The following is a 21,033-nucleotide window of genomic DNA, read 5'->3' on the forward strand; positions in this document are numbered from 1 at the left end:
ACCGGGCGGGCGGGGCGTCGACTGCAAACATGATCGTCGTGCTCCTCCTCCTCGCCCTGGCTTCCCCCTTCGCGGGCGTCCTGGTCCTCGGCCGGCTCGCCGTCCACCTGGTGGCCACGGTCCGGCGGCGTGACGCCCCGGACCTCCTCGGCGCGGGCGCCTTCCTGCTGCTCGGCGTCCTCGCGCTGTGCGTCGCCGGCTCCGCCTACATCTGGGGCCTGTCGTACGGCGTGTACGTCCTCGACCCCGACGAGGTGTGCGGGTACGCCCGGTGGGGCGAGCAGGAGAAGACGGTCGTATGGGAATCCTCGTTCCCGCTCTCCGTCCACTGCGCCGACCATCCCGGGGATCCGGGCGGGCGGCAGCTGATCCCGGGCTGGGTCAACCCGGCCGTCACGGCCGCCGCCGCGGCCGGCGCGGCGTGCGTGCTCGCGGCGCCGTTCGCACCCCGGCTGCGGCGCAGGGCGCTCGCGGCCCGGACGGCCGACTCCGCTCCTAGTTCCGGCTCTGCGGCGGGGACTTGAGCTTGGCCCAGATCGATTCCAGGGCGGCGATGTCGGCGTCGTCGAGCCGGTCGTCGAAGACCTCGGCGAGGGCCTCGCGGCGGGTGGCGTCCGCCTCCGCGAAGGCGCGGCGGCCCGCGTCGGTCAGGGCGATGCAGACGGAGCGGGCGTCCGTCGGCGAAGGTATCCGCTCGATCAGGCCGCGGGCCTGGAGCGAGTCGGCGACGCGGGAGACCTGGCTCCGGCTGAGCAGGGTCCTGGCGCCCAGCTCGGAGGGGGCGACCGGCTCGTGCTGGGCGTACAGCCACAGCATCACCTCGAACCACGAGAGCGGCAGGTCGTGGCGCCGCGTGAGGGCCTGGTCGACCCGGGCGGTGAGGGTGGTGCCGGCCCACACCAGACCGTAGAAGGCGTGGTCGCGGGGGGTGAGGCCGCCCATCCTGAGCTCGTTGTTCGCCATGGCAGCAGAATACCCGGGTTGCGTGCACACGCACACAAGGTTAATGTGTGTGTGCACGCACAAATAGAGGGAGACACTTCCATGAACACCAAGACCGTCCTCATCACCGGCACGTCCTCCGGCATCGGCCTGGCCGCCGCGGTCGCCGCCGCCCGGGCCGGCTGGCACACCGTCGCCACCATGCGCGACACCACCCGCTCCGACGCCCTGGTCAAGGCCGCCGCCGAAGCCGGCGTCGCCGACCTCGTCCAGGTCAAGCGGCTGGACGTGACCGACGCGGACTCCGTGGCCGCCTGCGTCGCCGAGGTCGTCGCCGAGCACGGACACCTCGACGCCGTCGTGAACAACGCGGGCGCCGGCTTCGTCGGCACCGTCGAGCAGCACGGCATGGAGCAGGTCCGGTCCGTGATGGAGGTCAACTTCTTCGGCGTCGTTGAGCTCACCCGGGCCGCGCTCCCCCACCTGCGCGCCTCGGGCGGCCGCGTCATCACGGTGACGAGCGTCGGCGGCGTGATCGGCCAGCCGTTCAACGAGTCCTACTGCGCGGCCAAGTTCGCCGTCGAGGGCTTCATGGAGTCCCTCGCACCGGTGGCCGCGTCCACCGGAGTCCAGGTGTCCGTCGTCGAACCGGGCGCCGTCACCAGCGAGTTCGTGAACAACGTACGGCTGGACCTGCCGGCCATGCTCGCCGAGGCCGGCCCGTACGCCCCGGCGCTCCAGGGCTACGCCAACCACGCCATGGAGGCCTTCAGCAGCAACAGCGCCCAGACCCCGGACCAGGCGGCGGCGCCGGTCATCGAGGCGCTGACCGGCGAGACGATGCCGTTCCGGATCCAGACCTCCGACTGGGCCCGCGACTTCGTCGCCCCCAAGCTCGCCGACCTCGACGGCTCGGCCGTGCAGTCGATGACCACCGCCTGGCTGGGCTAGGCGCCGGGCCGCTACCGGCACACCGGCCCGCCCGCGCCCGCCGGGCTTCCGCCCGGGGCGCGGGGCCGGCGCCCGCGGCAGTCAGAGGAGGCCGGCGGGGATCAGAGCAGACCGGCGGCGGCCAGCAGGTACGCGACCATCGGGTCGTAGAAACGCGGGTCACGGACGTGGTCGTCCAACGGGACCGCCACCTGGAGGGTGCCCTCCGCCTCGCCGAGGAAGAGCGCGGGGTCGTTGCAGTCCGCGTAGCCCACCGCGTCCAGCCCGCGCTGCGCCGCGCACCCCGCCCAGCCGTGGTCGGCGACGACCAGGTCCGGCTGGGGGCGGTTCGCCGCCGTCAGGCCGTCCAGGATGGCGGCCATCGGCTCCGGGGAATGCGTGTGCCACAGCGTCGCCCCGCGCTCCAGCACGGCGACGTCCGCGAACTGCCACACCGAGCCCTCGTCCGCGACCAGACCCTGGGGGATCACCACGATCTCGCAGCCCGCCGCGCGCAGCGCCGCCGCGGTCGCCCGGTGGACGTCCAACAGGCCGCCCGGGTGGCCCGTGGCGAGCAGCACGCTCTGCCGGTCCAGTGCCGCCTTGTGCAGCCGGGCCGCCATCCGGTCCAGGCCGGACACGGTCAACTCCGGGTCGATGGTGTCCTGTCCGAACCGGTACGCGGCGTCGTCGACGACCCCGCAGCGCTCCGCCATCACGGCGAGCACGTCCTGCTCGTCGGCCCAGCGGTCGCCCAGCTCCAGGCCGAGCCAGTAGTGCCGGTCGCCGTTGGCGAGCTTGCGGTAGTGCGACAGGTTGTTCTCACGCGGCGTGGCGACCTGACCCGAGATCCGGGTGCGGATCAGGTGGTCGACGAGTTCGGCACGGCTCGGTACGGGCGTCTCTATCGGCTTCGGCATACGGCCCATTCTGCCGCCGCGACGCCCCGGTCGCCGGTGCCATTCCGACCAGTGGGCGCGTCGCCTCACCCCGACAGCGCCCCGAACGCCCCGTGCGCCAGCCGACGCAGCAGCGATTCCGTCGCCGCCCGGCCGAGCGCCGCCAGGTGCGGGGTGGAGTTGAGCAGGCCGAAGACGGCGTGGACGGCCACCCGCACCTCGGCCTCGCCGACCTCCGGGTGCAGTTCCCGTACGACCTCCACCCACAGCTCGACGTACTGGCGCTGGAGCTGGCGGACGAGCTTGCGGTCGGCCTCCCGCAGCCGGTCCAGCTCGCGGTCGTGCAGGGTGATCAGCGCCCGGTCGTCGAGGGCGAAGTCGATGTGGCCGTCGATGAGGGAGGCCAGCACGCCGTCCGGGTCGCCGGCGGCCTCGGCCACCCGGTGGCGGCCGCCGGTCAGCAGCCGCTCGCTGATCCCGACGAGCAGCTCGGCGAGCATGGCGTCTTTGCCCGCGAAGTGCCGGTACAGGCCGGGGCCGCTGATGCCCACCGCGGCCCCTATCTCGTCCACGCCGACACCGTGGAACCCGCGCTCGGCGAAGAGGCGGGCGGCCTCACTGAGGATCTGCTCGCGACGGGTCGGGGCGGCCGCTCTGGTGCTCATGGGAATCCATTCTAGACAGGGCCGTTAGCGGTCGTTAACCTAAGCGGTACATGCGTTAACGCTCATTAACAGCGTGCACCGAGCAAGGGAGCTCGACCGATGCAGCAGGCACCAGTGCTGACGAGCGCCGCGGACCCGGCGTCCGAGGCCTGGCGGACCAACGAGGCCGCCCACCGCGAGCTCGCCGAGGGGCTGCGGGCCCGACTCGACGCGGCCCGGCTCGGCGGTGGCGAGAAGGCCCGCGCCCGCCACACCGCCCGCGGGAAGCTGCTCCCCCGCGACCGCGTGGACACCCTCCTGGACCCCGGATCGCCCTTCCTGGAGCTGGCCCCGCTGGCCGCCGAAGGCATGTACGGGGGCGCGGCCCCGGCCGCGGGGGTCATCGCGGGCATCGGCCGGGTCAGCGGCCGCGAGTGCGTGATCGTCGCGAACGACGCCACCGTCAAGGGCGGCACGTACTACCCGATGACCGTCAAGAAGCACCTGCGCGCCCAGGAGGTGGCACTGGAGAACCGTCTCCCCTGCCTGTACCTGGTCGACTCGGGCGGCGCCTTCCTCCCCATGCAGGACGAGGTCTTCCCCGACCGGGAGCACTTCGGCCGCATCTTCTACAACCAGGCGCGCATGTCCGGCGCCGGCATCCCGCAGATCGCCGCCGTCCTCGGCTCCTGCACGGCGGGCGGCGCGTACGTCCCGGCGATGAGCGACGAGGCCGTCATCGTCCGCGGCCAGGGCACGATCTTCCTCGGCGGCCCGCCGCTGGTGAAGGCCGCCACCGGCGAGGTGGTCACGGCCGAGGAGCTCGGCGGCGGCGAGGTCCACTCCCGGACCTCGGGCGTCACCGACCACCTCGCGGAGGACGACGCGCACGCGCTGCGGATCGTACGGAACATCGTGGCGACCCTGCCCGAGCGCGGGGCCCTGCCCTGGTCGGTCGAGGCTCCCGAGGAGCCGAAGGTGGACCCGTACGGGCTGTACGGCGCGGTCCCGGTCGACTCGCGCACCCCGTACGACGCCCGCGAGATCATCGCCCGGATCGTGGACGGCTCCCGCTTCCAGGAGTTCAAGGCGGAGTTCGGGCAGACGCTGGTCACCGGCTTCGCCCGGATCCACGGCCACCCGGTCGGCATCGTCGCCAACAACGGCATCCTGTTCTCCGAATCCGCCCAGAAGGGCGCGCACTTCATCGAGCTGTGCGACCAGCGCGGAATCCCGCTGCTGTTCCTCCAGAACATCTCGGGCTTCATGGTCGGCCGCGACTACGAGGCCGGCGGCATCGCCAAGCACGGCGCCAAGATGGTCACGGCCGTCGCCTGCACCCGGGTCCCGAAGCTGACCGTGGTCGTCGGCGGCTCGTACGGCGCGGGCAACTACTCGATGTGCGGGCGGGCGTACTCGCCGCGGTTCCTGTGGATGTGGCCCAACGCCAAGATCTCCGTGATGGGCGGCGAACAGGCCGCGTCCGTGCTCGCCACGGTCAAGCGCGACCAGATCGAGGGCGCCGGCCAGGAGTGGCCGGCCGAGGACGAGGAGGCCTTCAAGGCCCCGGTCCGCGCGCAGTACGAGGAGCAGGGCAACGCCTACTACGCCACCGCGCGGCTGTGGGACGACGGGGTCATCGACCCGATGGAGACCCGGCAGGTGCTGGGACTGGCCCTGACCGCGTGCGCGAACGCCCCGCTGGGCGACTCCGCTTTCGGCATCTTCCGTATGTGACGTGAGGACCCTGCAGATGTTCAGCACTGTTCTGGTGGCCAACCGGGGCGAGATCGCGGTACGCGTCATCCGCACCCTTCGCGAGCTCGGGATCCGCTCCGTGGCCGTCTTCAGCGACGCGGACGCGGACGCACGGCACGTGCGGGAGGCCGACACGGCCGTCCGGATCGGCCCGGCGGCCGCCGCCGAGAGCTACCTGTCGGTGGAGAAGCTGCTCGACGCGGCCCGCCGCACCGGCGCCGAGGCCGTCCACCCGGGCTACGGCTTCCTCGCCGAGAACGCGGCCTTCGCGGCCGCTTGCGCGCAGGCGGGCCTGACCTTCATCGGGCCGCCGGCCCCGGCGATCTCCCTGATGGGCGACAAGATCCGGGCCAAGGAGACCGTGAAGGCGGCCGGGGTCCCGGTCGTGCCCGGCTCCTCGGGAAGCGGGCTGTCGGACGCCGAACTGGTCGCGGCCTCCGAGGAGATCGGCATGCCGGTGCTGCTGAAGCCCTCGGCGGGCGGCGGCGGCAAGGGCATGCGGCTGGTCCGCGACGCCGCGCTGCTGGGCGAGGAGATCGCGGCGGCGCGCCGCGAGGCGCGGTCCTCCTTCGGCGACGACACCCTGCTCGTGGAGCGGTGGGTCGACCGGCCCCGGCACATCGAGATCCAGGTGCTGGCGGACGCGCACGGGAACGTGGTGCACCTCGGCGAACGCGAATGCTCCCTCCAGCGGCGCCACCAGAAGGTGATCGAGGAGGCCCCCTCGGTCCTGCTGACCCCGGAGATCCGGGCGGCGATGGGCGCCGCGGCCGTGGAGGCGGCGCGCTCCTGCGGGTACGTCGGCGCGGGCACGGTGGAGTTCATCGTGCCGGGCGGGGACCCGTCCTCGTACTACTTCATGGAGATGAACACCCGCCTCCAGGTCGAGCACCCGGTGACGGAGCTGATCACCGGGCTGGACCTGGTGGAGCAGCAGCTGCGGGTGGCCGCGGGTGCTCCGCTGGCCTTCACGCAGTCGGACGTCACCCTGACCGGCCACGCCATCGAGGCCCGCGTCTGCGCCGAGGACCCGGCGCGCGGGTTCCTGCCGTCCGGCGGTACGGTGCTGGCGCTGTCCGAGCCGTCGGGCGGTGCGGTGCGCACGGACTCCGGGCTCGTGGCCGGGGTGGACGTGGGCTCCACGTACGACCCGATGCTGTCGAAGGTGATCGTCCACGGCCCCGACCGGGCGACGGCCCTGCGCATGCTGCGGGCCGCCCTCGCCGACACCGTGATCCTGGGCGTCCAGACCAATGCCGGTTTCCTGCGGAGGCTGTTGGCGCATCCCGATGTGGTGACGGGCGAGATGGACACGGGTCTGGTCGAGCGGGACCTGTCCGAGCTGCTCCCGGAGGGCGTCCCGCCGGAGGTGTTCGCGGCCACCGCACTGCTGGCCCAGGCTTCTCTCCCCCACTCCGCTCCTTCCCGAAACCCCGCCGGGGGCTCGGGGGCGGCCACGTCCGCTGCGGGCGGCGCCGGCTGGGTCGACCCGTTCGATGCGGCCAACGGCTGGCGCCTCGGCGGAACCCCCGCCTGGACCGTCCACCACTTCCGCCTCCCGGGCCAGGACCCCGTACAGGTCCGCACCCGCCCCGCCGGGCCGGGCTCCGGCTCGGCCACGGAGCTGCTCCTGGCCGACGGCGCTCAGGCCGCAGCCGCCGGCGACGCCGGCCAGCATCAAGCCCCGCCGGTGTTCGAGGCGCGGGGTCTGGGCCAGAGCTCCGGCTCACCGGTTCGCGGCCGCATCATCGACCTCGGCCACGACCACGTGACCGTCGAACTGGAAGGCATCACCCACCGCTTCAGCCACGCCGCCTCCCCGGAGGGAACCTGGCTCGGGCGCGACGGCGACAGCTGGCACGTCCAGGGCCACGACCCCGTCGCCGCCAAGGGCGCGGCCGCCGCGGGCGCCGACACCCTCGCCGCGCCCATGCCCGGCACCGTCACCGTCGTCAAGGTGGCCGTCGGGGACACGGTGGTGGCCGGGCAGAGCCTGCTCGTCGTCGAGGCGATGAAGATGGAGCACGTCATCGCCGCCCCGCACTCCGGCACGGTCACCGAGCTCGACGTCTCCCCCGGCACGACCGTCGCCATGGACCAGGTCCTGGCCGTCGTCACCCCCGACGAGGAAGAGGAGGCGACCCGGTGAACGGGCTGCCCATGACCGTCCCGGCCCCCGGGCTGCCGGCCCGCGTCCGCATCCACGAGGTCGGCGCCCGCGACGGGCTACAGAACGAGAAGACGACCGTACCGACCGAGGTGAAGGCCGAGTTCGTCCACCGGCTCGCCGCCGCCGGCCTCACCACCGTCGAGGCCACCAGCTTCGTGCACCCCAAGTGGGTTCCGCAGCTCGCCGACGCCGAGCAGCTCTTCCCGCTGCTGGGCGACGTGGAGGCCGACCTGCCGGTGCTCGTCCCCAACGAGCGCGGCCTCGACCGCGCGCTCGCGCTGGGGGCCACCCGTATCGCCGTGTTCGGCTCGGCGACCGAGACCTTCGCCTCCCGCAACCTCAACCGGACCGTCGCCGAGTCCCTCACCATGTTCGAGCCCGTCGTGGCCCGCGCCAAGGAGGGCGGGGCGCACGTCCGCGGCTACCTCTCCATGTGCTTCGGCGACCCGTGGGAGGGTGCGGTACCGGTCCACCAGGTGGTCCGCGTGGCCAAGGCCCTGTTGGACCTCGGCTGCGACGAGCTGAGCCTCGGCGACACCATCGGCGTCGCCACCCCGGGTCATGTCCAGGCCCTCCTCGGCGAGCTCAACGAGGAGGGCGTGCCGACCGACCGGATCGGCGTGCACTTCCACGACACCTACGGCCAGGCCCTGTCCAACACCCTCGCCGCGCTCCAGCACGGGGTGACCACCGTCGACGCCTCCGCGGGCGGCCTCGGCGGATGCCCGTACGCGAAGAGCGCCACCGGCAACCTCGCCACCGAGGACCTGGTGTGGATGCTGCAGGGTCTCGGCATCGACACCGGTGTCGACCTGGCCGCCCTCACCGCCACGAGCGTGTGGATGGCCGAACAGCTGGGCCGCCCCAGCCCCTCCCGTACCGTCCGCGCCCTCTCCCACAAGGAGTAACGAAGATCATGGCCCTCGACCACCGGCTCACCCCCGAGCACGAGGAACTCCGCCGTACTGTCGAGGCGTTCGCGCACGACGTGATCGCCCCCAAGATCGGCGATCTGTACGAGCGGCACGAGTTCCCCTACGAGATCGTCCGCGAGATGGGCCGCATGGGCCTGTTCGGCCTGCCCTTCCCGGAGGAGTACGGCGGCATGGGCGGCGACTACCTCGCCCTCGGCATCGCCCTGGAGGAGCTGGCCCGCGTCGACTCCTCGGTCGCGATCACGCTGGAGGCGGGCGTCTCGCTCGGCGCCATGCCCATCTATCTGTTCGGCACCGAGGAGCAGAAGCAGCAGTGGCTGCCGAAGATGTGCGCCGGTGAGGTCCTCGGCGCGTTCGGTCTGACCGAGCCGGACGGCGGCTCCGACGCCGGCGGCACCCGCACCACGGCCGTCCGCGAGGGCGACGAGTGGGTGATCAACGGCTCGAAGTGCTTCATCACCAACTCCGGTACGGACATCACCGCTCTGGTCACCGTCACCGCCGTCACCGGCCGCAAGGCCGACGGCCGCCCGGAGATCTCCTCGATCATCGTCCCGTCCGGCACCCCCGGCTTCACGGTGGCCGCACCGTACTCCAAGGTCGGCTGGAACTCCTCGGACACCCGTGAGCTGGCCTTCGACAACGTACGGGTGCCCCTGGCCAACCTGGTCGGCCAAGAGGGCCGCGGCTACGCCCAGTTCCTGCGCATCCTCGACGAGGGCCGCATCGCGATCTCGGCGCTCGCCACCGGCCTGGCGCAGGGCTGCGTGGACGAGTCTGTGAAGTACGCGAAGGAGCGCAAGGCCTTCGGCCGGCCCATCGGCGACAACCAGGCCATCCAGTTCAAGCTGGCGGACATGGAGATGCGCGCGCACATGGCGCGGATCGGCTGGCGCGACGCGGCCTCCCGCCTCGTGGCCGGCGAGCCGTTCAAGAAGGAGGCGGCGATCGCGAAGCTGTACTCCTCCACGGTCGCCGTCGACAACGCGCGCGAGGCCACCCAGATCCACGGCGGGTACGGGTTCATGAACGAGTACCCCGTGGCGCGCATGTGGCGGGACTCCAAGATCCTGGAGATCGGCGAGGGCACCAGCGAGGTGCAGCGCATGCTGATCGCCCGCGAGCTGGGCTTCGCCGGCTAGCGACCCCGTGGACCGCCGGACTGGGGCGATCACCGGCCCGGTCCGGCGGTCCGGCGGTCCCGGGGCCCGTGGTCCCGTGATCCCGCGGTCCGGGTCACACCTGCTCGCGCTCCGCTTCGGCGACGAAGGGCTGCAGGAACGTCGCGATGTGCTGCTCCACATCGGTGATCCGCTGCTCGTACACGTAGAGCTGGTCCCGCATGCCCGCCTTGGCCTGCTCGTCCATCCGGGACTCCTCGATGTTGCGCTGGACGATGCCGATGAGGTCCTGGAGCTGGATGTGCAGCGTTTCGCTGATCCCGCCCCACACGGCGCGCAGGTCGGCGGCGCGACTGTCCGCGTACTGCTGGGCGGTCTGACCGGCCGAGTCCTTCACGTGGGCGGAGAACTCCTCCGCCGCGCGGGACTGCAGCTTGCCGTCGGCGAAGAGGACCGCCCCCGAGGCCATCAGCGGTCCGATGGCCGCGCCGATGGCCACCGCCACGCCGACCGGCGGAACGGCCAGGCCCAGGCTGATCAGCCCGGCCGCCGCGGCGGCGGCCGTCCCGCCGACGACCACCGCACCGGTGCCCGCGCCGATCGCCATGAGCGAGCTGGGTCGGAACAGCAGGGGCACGTCGTCGCCGCGGTGGCCTCCGGGGCGCCCGCTGCCCTTGCCCGCCGCGATGGCCAGCGTGTAGAGCAGGTGGTTCTGGTCCCGGACCGACTGCGTGCCGGTGAGTTCCGTGCGGAGCTTGTCCAGGAGGTCCGCGTGTGCCCGGATCAGCGGTTCGAGCTGGCGCACCAGGTCGGCCTGCCGCTGTTCGATGAGCCGGTCGAGGCTCTGGGTGCAGAAGACCTGCATGCGCTCCTGGAGTTGGACCGTGTAGGCGTCCAGCAGCTCGTGCTGGGCGGCGACGCGGCCCCCCTTGGTGAAGGAGCGGACGGCCCGGCTCAGGCGTCCCGGGCCGGACGTGACGTGCCAGCCGCCGATCTCGCGGCTGATGTCGCTCAGGAACGAGCCGAACCTCAACTGGAGTTCGCTCTCGATGTCGGCGATCTTGCCGCCGACGATGTCGCGGATCGCGTCGGCGCTGGTGCGCAGTTGGTCCTGGGTGGACTGGCTGCGGTCGAGGAGCTCGCGCAGCTCCGCCGTCGACTTCATCAGGATGGCGCCCTCGTCGTGCAGCCGCACGCGCAGGTTGACCGCGTTGTGGCGCAGGAACTCGGCGAGCCGGACGAACTTCACCCGGGCCGCGTCGCGCATGCAGAAGACCTCCAGGGCGGACTCCAGCCGTCCGATCCCCGAGGCCTTCAAGCCTTCCTCGTCGCCGTCGATCCGGGCCCGCAGGGCCTGGAGGGCGCTGATGAAGAAGACGTTGGCGGTGGCGGTGGCACCCGGTTCCCCGCTGAGCTCGGCGACCGCGTTGCGGCAGCGGCTCATCACCTCCGCCCGCTCCTCCTCATCGATCCGGTCGAACTGGTTCACCACGAAGAAGATGTCGCGGTGTCCGAGTTTGCGGACGCGGGTGAGGTAGTTCTCGGTCTCGTGGAGGGTGAACGGGCGTCCGGCATCGGTGACGAAGACGACGGCGTCCACCTCCTCCAGGTACCGCAGGGTCACCAGTTCGCGGTCGGAGCTCTCGTTGATCCCCGCCGAGTCCACGATCTCTACGGAACTGCGCAACAGCTCCAGCGGTTGTTCGACGACGGCCAGCGCGAACGAGGGGGTGCGGGGTGCGCCGTACGCGTCGATCTGGAGGGAGACCTCCCGTTTGAACTCCTCCGTCGTGACGGCCGTCTCGCCTCCCCGCCGGTCGGCGTCCCGGTACAACCAGGCCCGCTCGGTCTCGCCCCACCGCAGGACCGTGGTGAAGGCGGTGGCCGGATTGGCCTTGGTGGGCAGTAGCCGTTTGCCCAGCAGGGCGTTGATCAGGGTGCTCTTGCCGCTGCTGAACTCGCCGAGCACCATGATGCGGAAGGTCTCGCGTTCGAAGACCGCCCCGTTGATCCCGAGGTCCAGCGGCCCGGCCGGACCGCCCGGCGGTGCGATGACCGCCGCAGCCTCGCCGGCCACCTGCTGCAGGCGCTGGTAGTACGAGCGCAGTGTGCCGATGTTGTCGCTCCAGCCGCGGAACTGCGTGGCCGGTGATTCCTGGCCGGCCGGTAACTGCCGGTTGCCGTGCGCCATCAGGCCCCTTCCAGGGGAGAGAGGAGGGCGTGCACGGAGCGGCCCAGCGACCGCGCCGTACTCCGCAGTGAACGCCAGTGGTCGAGGGACTCCGGCTGCGCGGCGACGGCCGTCGTGTGCAGCCGCCACCACTGCTCGTCGCGCTCCCGGGCTTGGCTGAGCAGGCGGTCGTACACCTGGACGATGCGCACCTCGGTCCGCGCCACCTGCTCGGTGAACGCCGCCTCGACGATCCGTTCCAGGTCGCCGATGGCGCGCTCGCGGCGCTCCGCCAGGCCGTGTTCGAGTGCCTCCGAAACCAGCGCCGTGCCGGCCGCTCCCGCGATCTGCGCCACGACTTCGGTGGAGACGGGCGTCAGCACGCTCTCGATCGCGGTCCCGACGAACTCCGGCAGCCAAGAGGCGTCCCAGCCGGTGGCGTTCTGCGACTCCGCGGCGGCGGCCGCGTCGGCCACCCCCGGCAGGGCCGCGGCCGGTACGACCCGCCCGGCGCCGGGGGCGGCCAGTCCCTGGAACAGTTCCTCGCCGGGCCGGTTGCGGAGCAGGATGTCGCGCAGCCGGCGGGTGTCGTCTTCGAGTGCCCGGTCGACGGTGCCGGTGATCCACGATTCGAACTGCTGGAGGGCCTCGGCGGTGTACGGGATCGCGTGGAGGCGGATGAAGTGCTGCTCCTCGGGCGTCTCCAGCATCCGGGAGAAGCGCGCGGCGAGTTCGCGGGCCGCGGCCGTCCGTCGCCTGCGCGCCTCGACGCCGATCGTCTGGACGAGCGAGGCGCGCCACTCCCCGGCGTCGGCGCTGAGCACGATCCAGTGGAAGCGGGCGCTCTCGTGGGCCGTGTGCCAGATCTGTGCGGCCCGGGTCCGGACGGGGTCGGGCCGGTGCGCGTCGGCCAGCGCCCGCCCGGCGGCCTCATCCACCAGGCCGCAGGTGGCGGCGAGGAGGTGCAGCCTGCGGATGGTCCGCAGCGCGCGGCGCAGCCGTATGCCGGCGAGCTGGCCCAGGGCCGCACGGAGCGGGTCGAGGCCGTCGGGCTCCCCGGCCGCCGGCGCCGCAGCGGTCTCGGGGACCGGGCCGGGCACGGGGCGCGGGCCGGGCACGGGGCGCGGGCCGGGCAGGACGAGCGCCTCGGGGGCCAGCACCGCGACGAGGTGGTTGACGCGTCGCAGGATGTCGACCGCCTCGTCCTCGACCTCGGCGAGCTTGGTGACGACGACGGCGAGCGGCGGGCTGTGCGGAGCGGCGGCGAGCGCCTTGATCCGGGCCTGTTCGGTGGCGAGCATCGCGCGGCGCGCCTCGGTGACGACGACCACCACGTCGCAGTCGCCGACGATCCTGGCGAGGGCGGCGGTGTCGGGCTGGCGCACTCCGGACCAGCCCTCCCAGCCGGGGGTGTCGACGAGTTCCACTCCGGCGCGGGCCGGCCAGGAATCGGCGGGAACCTCGACGCGTACGGTACGCAGCCCCGCCTCGCCGGAAACCCCGACCCCGGCTCCGGCTCCGGACCCGGACCCGGACCCGGCGGACTCGGCGGCCCGGGCCGCCTCCGCGGAATCCGCGGGCTGCGCGACGAACGGGCGTACGACGACGGGCGGTCCCTCCGTCGGGTGCACGGACACCGGCAGGCAGGCCGTGCCGATGAGCTCATTGACGAGGCGGGACTTACCGACGTTGCTGCCGCCGATGATGCAGATCCGGGCCTGCGGGGACACGGCGCGACGGGCCGTGCGGCGGATCAGCGAGGCGGCGGAGTCCGCTCCGGCCCGGTCCGCGAGCAGGGCCACCTGTTCGGCGAGCGCGCCCTGGCGCAGCTCCCGCTCGTGCTCCCCCGTACCGACCACAGCGCCGCCACCCCACCCCGTCAGGACCTCCCGGCGCGACCATGATGCCAACGGATGCCGCTGAGCGCCCCCGGTTCGGAGCCAGTTCACCCGGGGCTGCGCGGCTCCGGCCGCGGTCGCACGAAGAAACTTAGGGCCGCCTTACCAATTCCAGCCAAGGTTAGGCTAACCTTCCCTCCGAACGGCCCCGTGGCCGCCCGGCACGCACGAAAGCGGACATAGACATGCCCAAGTCCCGTACCTCCCACCTGTCCCGCCGCGGTCTCATCGCCGCCGGCGGCGCCCTCGGCCTCGTCGCGGCCCTCACCGCGTGCGGCGGATCCGACTCGAAGGGCGGGGCGGACGACAAGGACAAGGGTGCTGCGGCCTCGGGCGCCTGGTCCTTCAAGGACGACCTCCGCAAGGACGTCAGCCTCAAGGCCAAGCCGAAGAACATCGTGGCCTACACGGGTACCGCGGCCGCGCTCTACGACTACGGCATCCAGGTCAAGGGCGTCTTCGGCCCGACCAAGACCGCCGACGGCAAGCCCGACACGATGGCCGGCTCGATGGACATCTCCAAGGTCGAGATCCTCGGCAACGTCTACGACGAGTTCAACGTCGAGAAGTACGCCGCCCTCCAGCCCGACCTGCTGGTCACCAACACCTGGGACGGCAGCTACTGGTTCGTGCCGGAGGCTTCCAAGGACAAGATCCTGAAGCTGGCCCCGGCCGCCGCGATCGGCGTGGGCGGCGACGCCTCCCTCGACAAGGCGCTGGAGCGCACGGCCGACCTCGCCAAGTCCCTGGGCGCCGACCTGAACACCAAGCAGTCCGCCGACGCCAAGGCCCGCTTCGACGCGGCCTCCACGAAGGTCCGCGAGGCGGTCAAGGCCAACCCGGGCATCAAGGTGCTCGTCGGCTCGGGCTCCGCCGACCTGTTCTACGTCTCCACCCCGAAGACCTCGGCCGACCTGAAGTACTTCGAGTCCCTCGGCGTCGAGTTCGTCACCCCGGAGAAGGACAAGCTGGACACCGGCGGCTTCTTCGAGAGCCTGAGCTGGGAGAACGCCGGCAAGTACAAGGCCGACCTGGTCCTGCTCGACAACCGCACCGGCACGCTGCAGCCGGAAGAGCTGAAGGCCAAGCCGACCTGGGCCGAGCTGCCCGCCGTCAAGGCCGGCCAGGTCGCCCCGCGCGTGACCGAGCCGATCTACTCGTACGACAAGTGCGCCAAGGTCCTGGAGGACCTCGCGAAGTCCATCCAGAACGCCAAGAAGGTCAGCTGACCCTCGGCGCCCGGACCAGGCGCCGCCGCCACTCCCAGGGGGGACCCTCCGCATGACCGCCACCGCATCCGAAGCCCCGGCGTCCGACGCCGTCCCGGCCGCCGCGCACTTCCGGTTCTTCGCGTTCGAAGTGCTCCGCACCCGCCGGCTCGGGCACTCGTTCCTGCGGGTCACGTTCGGCGGAGAGTCCCTCGCGGGCTTCCGCTCGGGCGGCCACGACCAGAGCCTCTCGCTCTTCCTGCCGCCCGAGCACGAGGAACACACCGTGCTCCCGTCCACCGACGAGGACACCTGGTTCGGCGCCTGGCGCGCGATGCCCGACGCCGACCGGCCGGTGATGCGCTCCTACACCGTGCGCGAGCAACGCCGTACGCCCGGGGGCGTGGACGAGGTCGACGTCGACTTCGTCCTGCACGGGGACCCCGCCGGGGCAGCGGCTGATGTCACGGCCCCCGCGTCCCGGTGGGCCGGGCGGGCCGTGACCGGCCGCCGGATCATGGCGATAGGGCCGGCCGTCGCAGAGAACAAGTCCGTGCGGTTCCAGCCGCCGGCCGCCACCGACGCGCTGCTGATGTACGCGGACGAGACGGCGCTCCCGGCGGCGGCCGCGATCCTGGAGCGGCTCCCCGCCGGCATGCCGGTCACGGCCTGGTTCGAGGTCCCGCACACCGACGACCGGCTCGTCCTACCGACGCCCGCCGCCGCGGACATCACCTGGATCGTGCGGGAGGCCGGCGCGGGCAAGGAGCGCACCGGGCGCGTGCTGGAGGCACTCCGGGCGGCCGAACTCCCGGCCGCCGAGGCTCCGTACGCCTGGCTCGCGGGCGAGGCCGGAACGGTGCGGGCGGTACGCAGGCACATCGTGCAGGAACGTTCCATCGACCGGCGGGCCGTGCGCTTCACCGGCTACTGGCGGCTCGGCGCGAGCGAGGAGGAACTCCTCGCCGAGGCGTACGCGGGCCAGGCGGCGAGCGAGGACCCGACGTCCGCACTGTAGTCAACTCCCTTTCCACATCCTCCTTTTCAGCGGTGGGCCCCGGCTTTTGGCCGGGGTCCACCGCTATTTGGCATGAAGATTAGGTTAGGCTAACCTAAGCAACACCTTCCCCGCCCCCTCTCCCCCAGCCACCGCTGGGTGGTGCCCCCACCTGCCCGGAGGAACGTTGATGCGCTCGCATCTGCTGAACGAGACGACCGCAGACCTCTACCGGCGTTCCGTCACCGAAGGCGTCGAGCGCGTCGCCGCCAAACTCGCGACCACGCAGCGCCCCCACACCGGGATCTCCGTCGACGAACTCGCCCCGGTCATCAACGGGATCGACCTGGACCGGCCGCTCGAAGACCCGGCAGCCGTCCTCGACGAGCTGGAAGAGGTCTACCTGCGCGACGCGGTGTACTTCCACCACCCGCGCTACCTGGGCCACCTCAACTGCCCGGTCGTCATCCCCGCCGTCCTCGGCGAGGCCGTCCTCTCGGCCGTCAACTCCTCCCTGGACACCTGGGACCAGTCCATCGGCGGCACGCTCATCGAGCGCCGCCTGATCGACTGGACCGCTCAGCGCATCGGCCTCGGCCCGGACGCGGACGGCATCTTCACCTCTGGCGGCAGCCAGTCCAACTTCCACGCACTGCTGCTGGCCCGTGACGAGGCCTGCCGCAAGGTCATGCAGGGCAGTCAGCGGCCGCTCGCGAAGTCCGAGGTCCTGCCCCGGCTGCGCATCTTCACCTCCGAGGCCAGCCACTTCAGCGTCAAGAAGTCGGCCGCCATGCTCGGGCTCGGCTACGAGGCCGTCATAGCGGTCCCGGTCGACCGGGGCCGCCGCATGGACACCTCCGTGCTCGCCCTGGAGCTGGAGAGCTGCGTCCGCGAGGGCCTCTTCCCGATGGCCGTCGTCGCCACCGCCGGCACCACCGACTTCGGGTCCATCGACCCGCTCCCCGAGATCTCCCGGCTGGCCGCCGAGCACTCCGCCTGGATGCACGTGGACGCCGCCTACGGCTGCGGACTGCTGGTCTCACCGACCCGCCGGCACCTCCTCGCCGGCATCGAGCACGCCGACTCCGTCACCGTCGACTACCACAAGTCGTTCTTCCAGCCGGTCAGTTCCAGCGCCGTGCTGGTCCGCGACCGCGACACGCTCAAGCACGCCACGTACCACGCGGACTACCTCAACCCGCGCCGGATGGCCGAGGAGCGGATCCCGAACCAGGTCGACAAGTCCATCCAGACCACGCGCCGCTTCGACGCGCTCAAGCTCTGGATGACCCTGCGCACCATGGGCGCCGACGGCCTCGGCTCCCTCTTCGACGAGGTCATCGAACTGGCCGCCGCGGGCTGGGACATCATCGACGCCGATCCGCGCTTCGAGGTCGTCGTCCGCCCGCAGATCTCCACCCTGGTCTTCCGCTACGTACCCCGCCCCGAGGGCGTCGACGTCCGCAAGGACCTCGTCGACGAGGCCAACCTGCACGCCCGCAAGGCGCTGTTCGCGTCCGGCGAGGCCGTCGTCGCCGGCACCAAGGTGGACGGCGACCAGTACCTGAAGTTCACCCTCCTCAACCCGCAGACCACGACGGCCGACATCACGGCCGTCCTCGACCTCCTCGCGTCCCACGCCGAGCAGTACCTGGGAGAATCCCTTGCAGTCGTCTCGTGAGCCCCGTGATCCCCGTCGGACCCACGATTTCATCGGTATCGGCCTCGGTCCCTTCAACCTGGGACTCGCCTGCCTGACCGCACCGATCGGCGAACTGGACGGCCTCTTCATCGAGTCGAAGCCGCACTTCGAATGGCACGCCGGGATGTTCCTGGACGGCGCGCACCTACAGACGCCGTTCATGTCGGACCTGGTCACCCTGGCCGACCCGACCTCGCCCTTCTCCTTCCTGAACTACCTGAAGGACAACGACCGGCTGTACTCCTTCTACATCCGGGAGAACTTCTACCCGCTGCGGACCGAGTACAACGACTACTGCCGCTGGGCCGCCGACCGCCTCGACAACGTCCAGTACTCCACCTCCGTCACGGAGGTCACGTACGACGAGCGGGCCGAGCTGTACGAGGTCCACACCGACCGTGGCGAGACCCACCTGGCCCGCCGGCTGGTCCTGGGCACCGGAACCCCGCCGTTCGTCCCGCAGGCCTGCGCCGCACTGGGCGGCGACTTCACGCACAACTCCGCCTACGTGCAGAACAAGGCGGAGCTCCAGCAGAAGAAGTCGATCACGCTCATCGGCTCCGGCCAGAGCGCGGCGGAGATCTACTACGACCTGCTGTCCGAGATCGACGTGTACGGCTACCAGCTCAACTGGGTGACGCGCTCCCCGCGGTTCTTCCCGCTGGAGTACACGAAGCTGACGCTGGAGATGACCTCCCCGGAGTATGTGGACTACTTCCACGCCCTCCCCGAGGAGACCCGGTACCGGCTGGAGAACCAGCAGAAGAACCTCTTCAAGGGCATCGACGGCGAGCTCATCAACGCCATCTTCGACCTGCTGTACCAGAAGAAGGTCAGCTCGCCGGGCCCGGTCCCGACCACCCTGCTGACCAACACCTCGCTGAACTCGGCGGCGTACGACACCACCACGGGCGCCTACACCCTGGGGCTGCGCCAGGAGGAGCAGGAGCGGGACTTCTCGCTCTCCACCGAGGGCCTGGTCCTCGCGACGGGGTACAAGTACACGCTGCCGGAGTTCCTGAACCCGGTGCGCGACCGCCTCGCCTTCGACGGCCACGGCCGCCCCGACGCGGCCCGCAACTACAGCATCGACGTGACCGGCCGCGGGGTGTTCCTCCAGAACGGCACGGTGCACAACCACTCCATCACCTCGCCCGACCTGGGCATGGCCGCGTACCGCAACGCGTACATCGTCGGCGAGCTCCTCGGCCGCGAGTACTACAAGGTCGAGAAGTCCATCGCGTTCCAGCAGTTCGCGGCCCCGGAAGGCATGCACGCATGAGCACCACCACCGAAATCCTCTACACGCGCAGCGACACCGTCCTCGGCACCTTCGCGATCCGCCCGCTGGACCCGTTCGCCGACGCGGAGCTGCTCCACGGCTGGGTCACGCACCCCAAGGCCTCCTTCTGGATGATGCAGGACGCCTCGCTGCCGGACGTCGAGCGCGAGTACATGAAGATCGCCGCGGCCGAGCACCACGAAGCCTTCATCGGTCTCCACGAGGGCCGCCCGGCCTTCCTGATGGAGAAGTACGACCCGGCCGAGCTGGAGCTGGTCGGCCTGTACGAGGCGCAGCCCGGCGACGTCGGCATGCACTTCCTCGTCGCGCCGAGCGAACGGCCGCTGCACGGGTTCACCCGTGCCGTGATCACCACGGTGATGGCCGCGCTGTTCGCCGACCCGAAGACCGAGCGGGTCGTGGTGGAGCCGGACGTGGAGAACACGGCGGTGCACGCCCTGAACGAGGCGGTCGGCTTCGTCGCCGACGGCCCGGTCCGCAAGCCCGAGAAGACGGCCCTGCTGAGCTTCTGCACCCGTGCGCAGTTCGAGGCGGCCACCGGCTCGACGGGAGCCTCCATATGAGCCTCACCGATGCGATCTCGCACCTCTCGCCCGAGCTGTGGGCCCGGGCGAACCGCGCGCTCGTCCGCAAGGCCCTGGCCGAGTTCTCGCACGAGCGCCTGCTGACCCCGAGGCCGCTGGGCGACTCGGCGTACTCGGTGGCGAGCGACGACGGCTCGGTCGAGTACCGCTTCACGGCCGCCCGCCACGCCCTGGACCACTGGGCGGTGGACGAGGCCTCGGTCACCCGCCTCAAGGACGGCGGCGAGCTGCCGCTGGACGCCATCGACTTCCACATCGAGATGCGCGAAGCCCTGGGCCTGAGCGCGGAGGTCCTGCCGGTCTACCTGGAGGAGATCTCCTCCACCCTGGCGGGATCGGGCTTCAAGTACACGAAGCCGCAGGTCCCGTCGGCGGTCCTGGCGAAGTCCTCGTTCCAGGACATCGAGACGGGCATGACCGAGGGCCACCCCTGCTTCGTGGCCAACAACGGCCGGCTGGGCTTCGGCGTGCACGAGTACCTCTCGTACGCCCCGGAGACGGCGAGCCCCGTCCACCTGGTGTGGGCGGCGGCCCGCAAGGACGTCTCCACCTTCACGGCGGGCGCGGGACTGGACCACGACGCGTTCATGCGCGCCGAGCTGGGCGAGGAGGCGATCGCGGCGTTCTCGGCGCAGCTGGAGGCCCTGGACCTGGACCCGGCGGACTACCACCTGCTGCCGGTCCACCCCTGGCAGTGGTGGAACAAGACCACGGTCACCTTCGCCGCGGAGATCGCCAACCGCCGCCTGGTCCTGCTGGGCGAGGGCTCCGACGCGTACCTCGCGCAGCAGTCGATCCGCACGTTCTTCAACACGACCGCCCCCGCGAAGCACTACGTCAAAACGGCGATCTCGGTGCTCAACATGGGCTTCATGCGCGGGCTGTCGGCCGCGTACATGGAGGCCACCCCGGCGATCAACGACTGGCTGCACCAGCTGATCCAGGGCGACGAGGTCCTGCGGTCGGTGGACTTCTCGATCATCCGCGAGCGGGCGGCCATCGGCTACCACCACCGCCAGTACGAGCGCGCCACCGACCGCTACTCCCCGTACCGCAAGATGCTGGCCGCCCTGTGGCGCGAGTCCCCGGTGGAGTCGCTCCGGGAGGGCGAGCGCCTCGCGACGATGGCCTCGCTGCTGCACGTGGACGCCGAGGGCCGGTCCTTCGTCGGCGCGCTCATCGAGGAGTCGGGGCTGGCCCCGGCCGAGTGGCTGCACCACTACCTGCGGGCCTACCTGGTGCCGCTGCTGCACTGCTTCTACCAGTACGACCTGGCGTACATGCCGCACGGAGAGAACACGATCCTCGTCATCGAGGACGGCGTCGTGAAGCGGGCGATCTTCAAGGACATCGCCGAGGAGATCGTCATCATGGACCCGGACGCGGTCCTCCCTCCGGCGGTCGAGCGCATCAAGGCCGACATCCCGGAGGACATGAAGCTGCTGTCGATCTTCACCGACGTCTTCGACTGCTTCTTCCGCTTCCTGAACTCGATCCTGGTCACGGAAGGCATCTGCACCGAGGAAATGTTCTGGCAGGCGGTGGCCGACTGCGCCCACGACTACCAGGACTCGGTCCCGGCCCTCGCGGACCGCTTCGCCCGCTACGACCTCTTCACTCCCGAGTTCCAGCTGTCCTGCCTGAACCGCCTCCAGCTGCGCAACAACAAGCAGATGGTCGACCTGGCCGACCCGTCGGCGGCGCTCCAGCTGATCGGCACCCTCAAGAACCCCGTCGCGGCCTTCGCCCGACGGTGACCGGGGGACTGGCGG

General features: G+C 71.4%; 17 protein-coding genes. 12 read left to right on the top strand and 5 right to left on the bottom strand.

The features are described from left to right. Positions 1-29 precede the first annotated feature (29 nt). A complete protein-coding gene (locus OG974_RS16800) occupies positions 30-524 on the top strand; it encodes a hypothetical protein (protein WP_328762809.1) in 495 nt (164 codons plus the stop codon). Here the strand turns inward: OG974_RS16800 and OG974_RS16805 are convergent. Then, positions 496-963: a MarR family transcriptional regulator gene (locus OG974_RS16805; protein WP_327283518.1), complete on the bottom strand. Its 468-nt coding sequence runs from the start codon at positions 961-963 to the stop codon at positions 496-498. The two genes, OG974_RS16800 and OG974_RS16805, sit on opposite strands and share 29 nt — an antisense overlap. 81 nt (positions 964-1,044) lie before the next feature. Between OG974_RS16805 and OG974_RS16810 the strand changes: the two genes are divergently transcribed. Next, positions 1,045-1,893 carry an SDR family NAD(P)-dependent oxidoreductase gene (locus tag OG974_RS16810; protein ID WP_327283519.1) on the top strand — a complete coding sequence of 283 codons (849 nt, stop codon included), beginning with the start codon at positions 1,045-1,047 and terminating at the stop codon, positions 1,891-1,893. A gap of 101 nt (positions 1,894-1,994) precedes the next feature. Here OG974_RS16810 and OG974_RS16815 read toward each other — a convergent pair whose 3' ends face one another. Both OG974_RS16815 and OG974_RS16820 read right to left on the bottom strand, forming a co-directional pair. Continuing rightward, on the bottom strand, positions 1,995-2,801 hold the full coding sequence (locus OG974_RS16815) for a phosphatase (protein WP_327283520.1): 807 nt from the start codon (positions 2,799-2,801) through the stop codon (positions 1,995-1,997). Between the two features lie 56 nt (positions 2,802-2,857). After that, a complete protein-coding gene (locus tag OG974_RS16820) occupies positions 2,858-3,436 on the bottom strand; it encodes a TetR/AcrR family transcriptional regulator (protein ID WP_327283521.1) in 579 nt (192 codons plus the stop codon). A 99-nt stretch (positions 3,437-3,535) separates the two neighbouring features. On the opposite strand from OG974_RS16820, the gene OG974_RS16825 reads away from it, so the two are divergent. Genes OG974_RS16825 through OG974_RS16840 form a run of 4 tightly spaced genes read left to right on the top strand, consistent with a single transcriptional unit; the run spans position 3,536 to position 9,420 of the window. Beyond that, complete coding sequence (locus OG974_RS16825; protein ID WP_327283522.1) at positions 3,536-5,152, top strand: carboxyl transferase domain-containing protein; 1,617 nt, start codon at positions 3,536-3,538, stop codon at positions 5,150-5,152. Between the two features lie 16 nt (positions 5,153-5,168). Further along, positions 5,169-7,322 carry an acetyl-CoA carboxylase biotin carboxylase subunit gene (locus OG974_RS16830; RefSeq protein ID WP_327283523.1) on the top strand — a complete coding sequence of 718 codons (2,154 nt, stop codon included), beginning with the start codon at positions 5,169-5,171 and terminating at the stop codon, positions 7,320-7,322. An 11-nt stretch (positions 7,323-7,333) separates the two neighbouring features. After that, entirely contained in the window at positions 7,334-8,251 is a 918-nt protein-coding gene (locus OG974_RS16835) for a hydroxymethylglutaryl-CoA lyase (RefSeq protein WP_329316370.1), read from the top strand. Positions 8,252-8,259: 8 nt separating this feature from the next. After that, entirely contained in the window at positions 8,260-9,420 is a 1,161-nt protein-coding gene (locus tag OG974_RS16840) for an acyl-CoA dehydrogenase family protein (protein WP_328762815.1), read from the top strand. Between the two features lie 94 nt (positions 9,421-9,514). Here OG974_RS16840 and OG974_RS16845 read toward each other — a convergent pair whose 3' ends face one another. Both OG974_RS16845 and OG974_RS16850 read right to left on the bottom strand, forming a co-directional pair. Next, positions 9,515-11,590, bottom strand: coding sequence for a dynamin family protein (locus OG974_RS16845; RefSeq protein ID WP_327283525.1), 2,076 nt, complete (start codon positions 11,588-11,590; stop codon positions 9,515-9,517). Then, positions 11,590-13,428: a dynamin family protein gene (locus tag OG974_RS16850; protein WP_327283526.1), complete on the bottom strand. Its 1,839-nt coding sequence runs from the start codon at positions 13,426-13,428 to the stop codon at positions 11,590-11,592. Before OG974_RS16850 ends, OG974_RS16845 begins: the two co-directional genes overlap by 1 nt. A 224-nt stretch (positions 13,429-13,652) precedes the next feature. Between OG974_RS16850 and OG974_RS16855 the strand changes: the two genes are divergently transcribed. The 6 genes from OG974_RS16855 (at position 13,653) to OG974_RS16880 (ending at position 21,018) form a co-directional block, all read left to right on the top strand. Continuing rightward, on the top strand, positions 13,653-14,696 hold the full coding sequence (locus tag OG974_RS16855) for an ABC transporter substrate-binding protein (protein WP_371643611.1): 1,044 nt from the start codon (positions 13,653-13,655) through the stop codon (positions 14,694-14,696). Positions 14,697-14,748: 52 nt separating this feature from the next. Continuing rightward, a complete protein-coding gene (locus tag OG974_RS16860; RefSeq protein WP_327283528.1) occupies positions 14,749-15,693 on the top strand; it encodes a siderophore-interacting protein in 945 nt (314 codons plus the stop codon). 169 nt (positions 15,694-15,862) lie between these two features. Further along, a complete protein-coding gene (locus tag OG974_RS16865; protein WP_327283529.1) occupies positions 15,863-17,353 on the top strand; it encodes an aspartate aminotransferase family protein in 1,491 nt (496 codons plus the stop codon). Next, positions 17,337-18,656, top strand: coding sequence for a SidA/IucD/PvdA family monooxygenase (locus tag OG974_RS16870; RefSeq protein ID WP_328762819.1), 1,320 nt, complete (start codon positions 17,337-17,339; stop codon positions 18,654-18,656). The genes OG974_RS16865 and OG974_RS16870 overlap by 17 nt, the downstream gene beginning before the upstream one ends. Then, the gene (locus OG974_RS16875) at positions 18,653-19,240 is read left to right on the top strand and encodes a GNAT family N-acetyltransferase (RefSeq protein WP_327283531.1); all 588 of its coding nucleotides are present in this window, start codon (positions 18,653-18,655) and stop codon (positions 19,238-19,240) included. The genes OG974_RS16870 and OG974_RS16875 overlap by 4 nt, the downstream gene beginning before the upstream one ends. Further along, positions 19,237-21,018 carry an IucA/IucC family siderophore biosynthesis protein gene (locus OG974_RS16880; protein ID WP_371643614.1) on the top strand — a complete coding sequence of 594 codons (1,782 nt, stop codon included), beginning with the start codon at positions 19,237-19,239 and terminating at the stop codon, positions 21,016-21,018. The genes OG974_RS16875 and OG974_RS16880 overlap by 4 nt, the downstream gene beginning before the upstream one ends. Positions 21,019-21,033 lie beyond the last annotated feature (15 nt).

This window comes from Streptomyces sp. NBC_00597 (genome assembly GCF_041431095.1).
Classification (GTDB): domain Bacteria; phylum Actinomycetota; class Actinomycetes; order Streptomycetales; family Streptomycetaceae; genus Streptomyces.

Coding starts and splice junctions, on each gene's coding strand:
- OG974_RS16800 (WP_328762809.1), top strand. CDS start 30: ATGATCGTCGTGCTCCTCCTCCTCGCCCTGGCTTCCCCCTTCGCGGGC.
- OG974_RS16805 (WP_327283518.1), bottom strand. CDS start 963: ATGGCGAACAACGAGCTCAGGATGGGCGGCCTCACCCCCCGCGACCAC.
- OG974_RS16810 (WP_327283519.1), top strand. CDS start 1,045: ATGAACACCAAGACCGTCCTCATCACCGGCACGTCCTCCGGCATCGGC.
- OG974_RS16815 (WP_327283520.1), bottom strand. CDS start 2,801: ATGGGCCGTATGCCGAAGCCGATAGAGACGCCCGTACCGAGCCGTGCC.
- OG974_RS16820 (WP_327283521.1), bottom strand. CDS start 3,436: ATGAGCACCAGAGCGGCCGCCCCGACCCGTCGCGAGCAGATCCTCAGT.
- OG974_RS16825 (WP_327283522.1), top strand. CDS start 3,536: ATGCAGCAGGCACCAGTGCTGACGAGCGCCGCGGACCCGGCGTCCGAG.
- OG974_RS16830 (WP_327283523.1), top strand. CDS start 5,169: ATGTTCAGCACTGTTCTGGTGGCCAACCGGGGCGAGATCGCGGTACGC.
- OG974_RS16835 (WP_329316370.1), top strand. CDS start 7,334: ATGACCGTCCCGGCCCCCGGGCTGCCGGCCCGCGTCCGCATCCACGAG.
- OG974_RS16840 (WP_328762815.1), top strand. CDS start 8,260: ATGGCCCTCGACCACCGGCTCACCCCCGAGCACGAGGAACTCCGCCGT.
- OG974_RS16845 (WP_327283525.1), bottom strand. CDS start 11,590: ATGGCGCACGGCAACCGGCAGTTACCGGCCGGCCAGGAATCACCGGCC.
- OG974_RS16855 (WP_371643611.1), top strand. CDS start 13,653: ATGCCCAAGTCCCGTACCTCCCACCTGTCCCGCCGCGGTCTCATCGCC.
- OG974_RS16860 (WP_327283528.1), top strand. CDS start 14,749: ATGACCGCCACCGCATCCGAAGCCCCGGCGTCCGACGCCGTCCCGGCC.
- OG974_RS16865 (WP_327283529.1), top strand. CDS start 15,863: ATGCGCTCGCATCTGCTGAACGAGACGACCGCAGACCTCTACCGGCGT.
- OG974_RS16875 (WP_327283531.1), top strand. CDS start 18,653: ATGAGCACCACCACCGAAATCCTCTACACGCGCAGCGACACCGTCCTC.
- OG974_RS16880 (WP_371643614.1), top strand. CDS start 19,237: ATGAGCCTCACCGATGCGATCTCGCACCTCTCGCCCGAGCTGTGGGCC.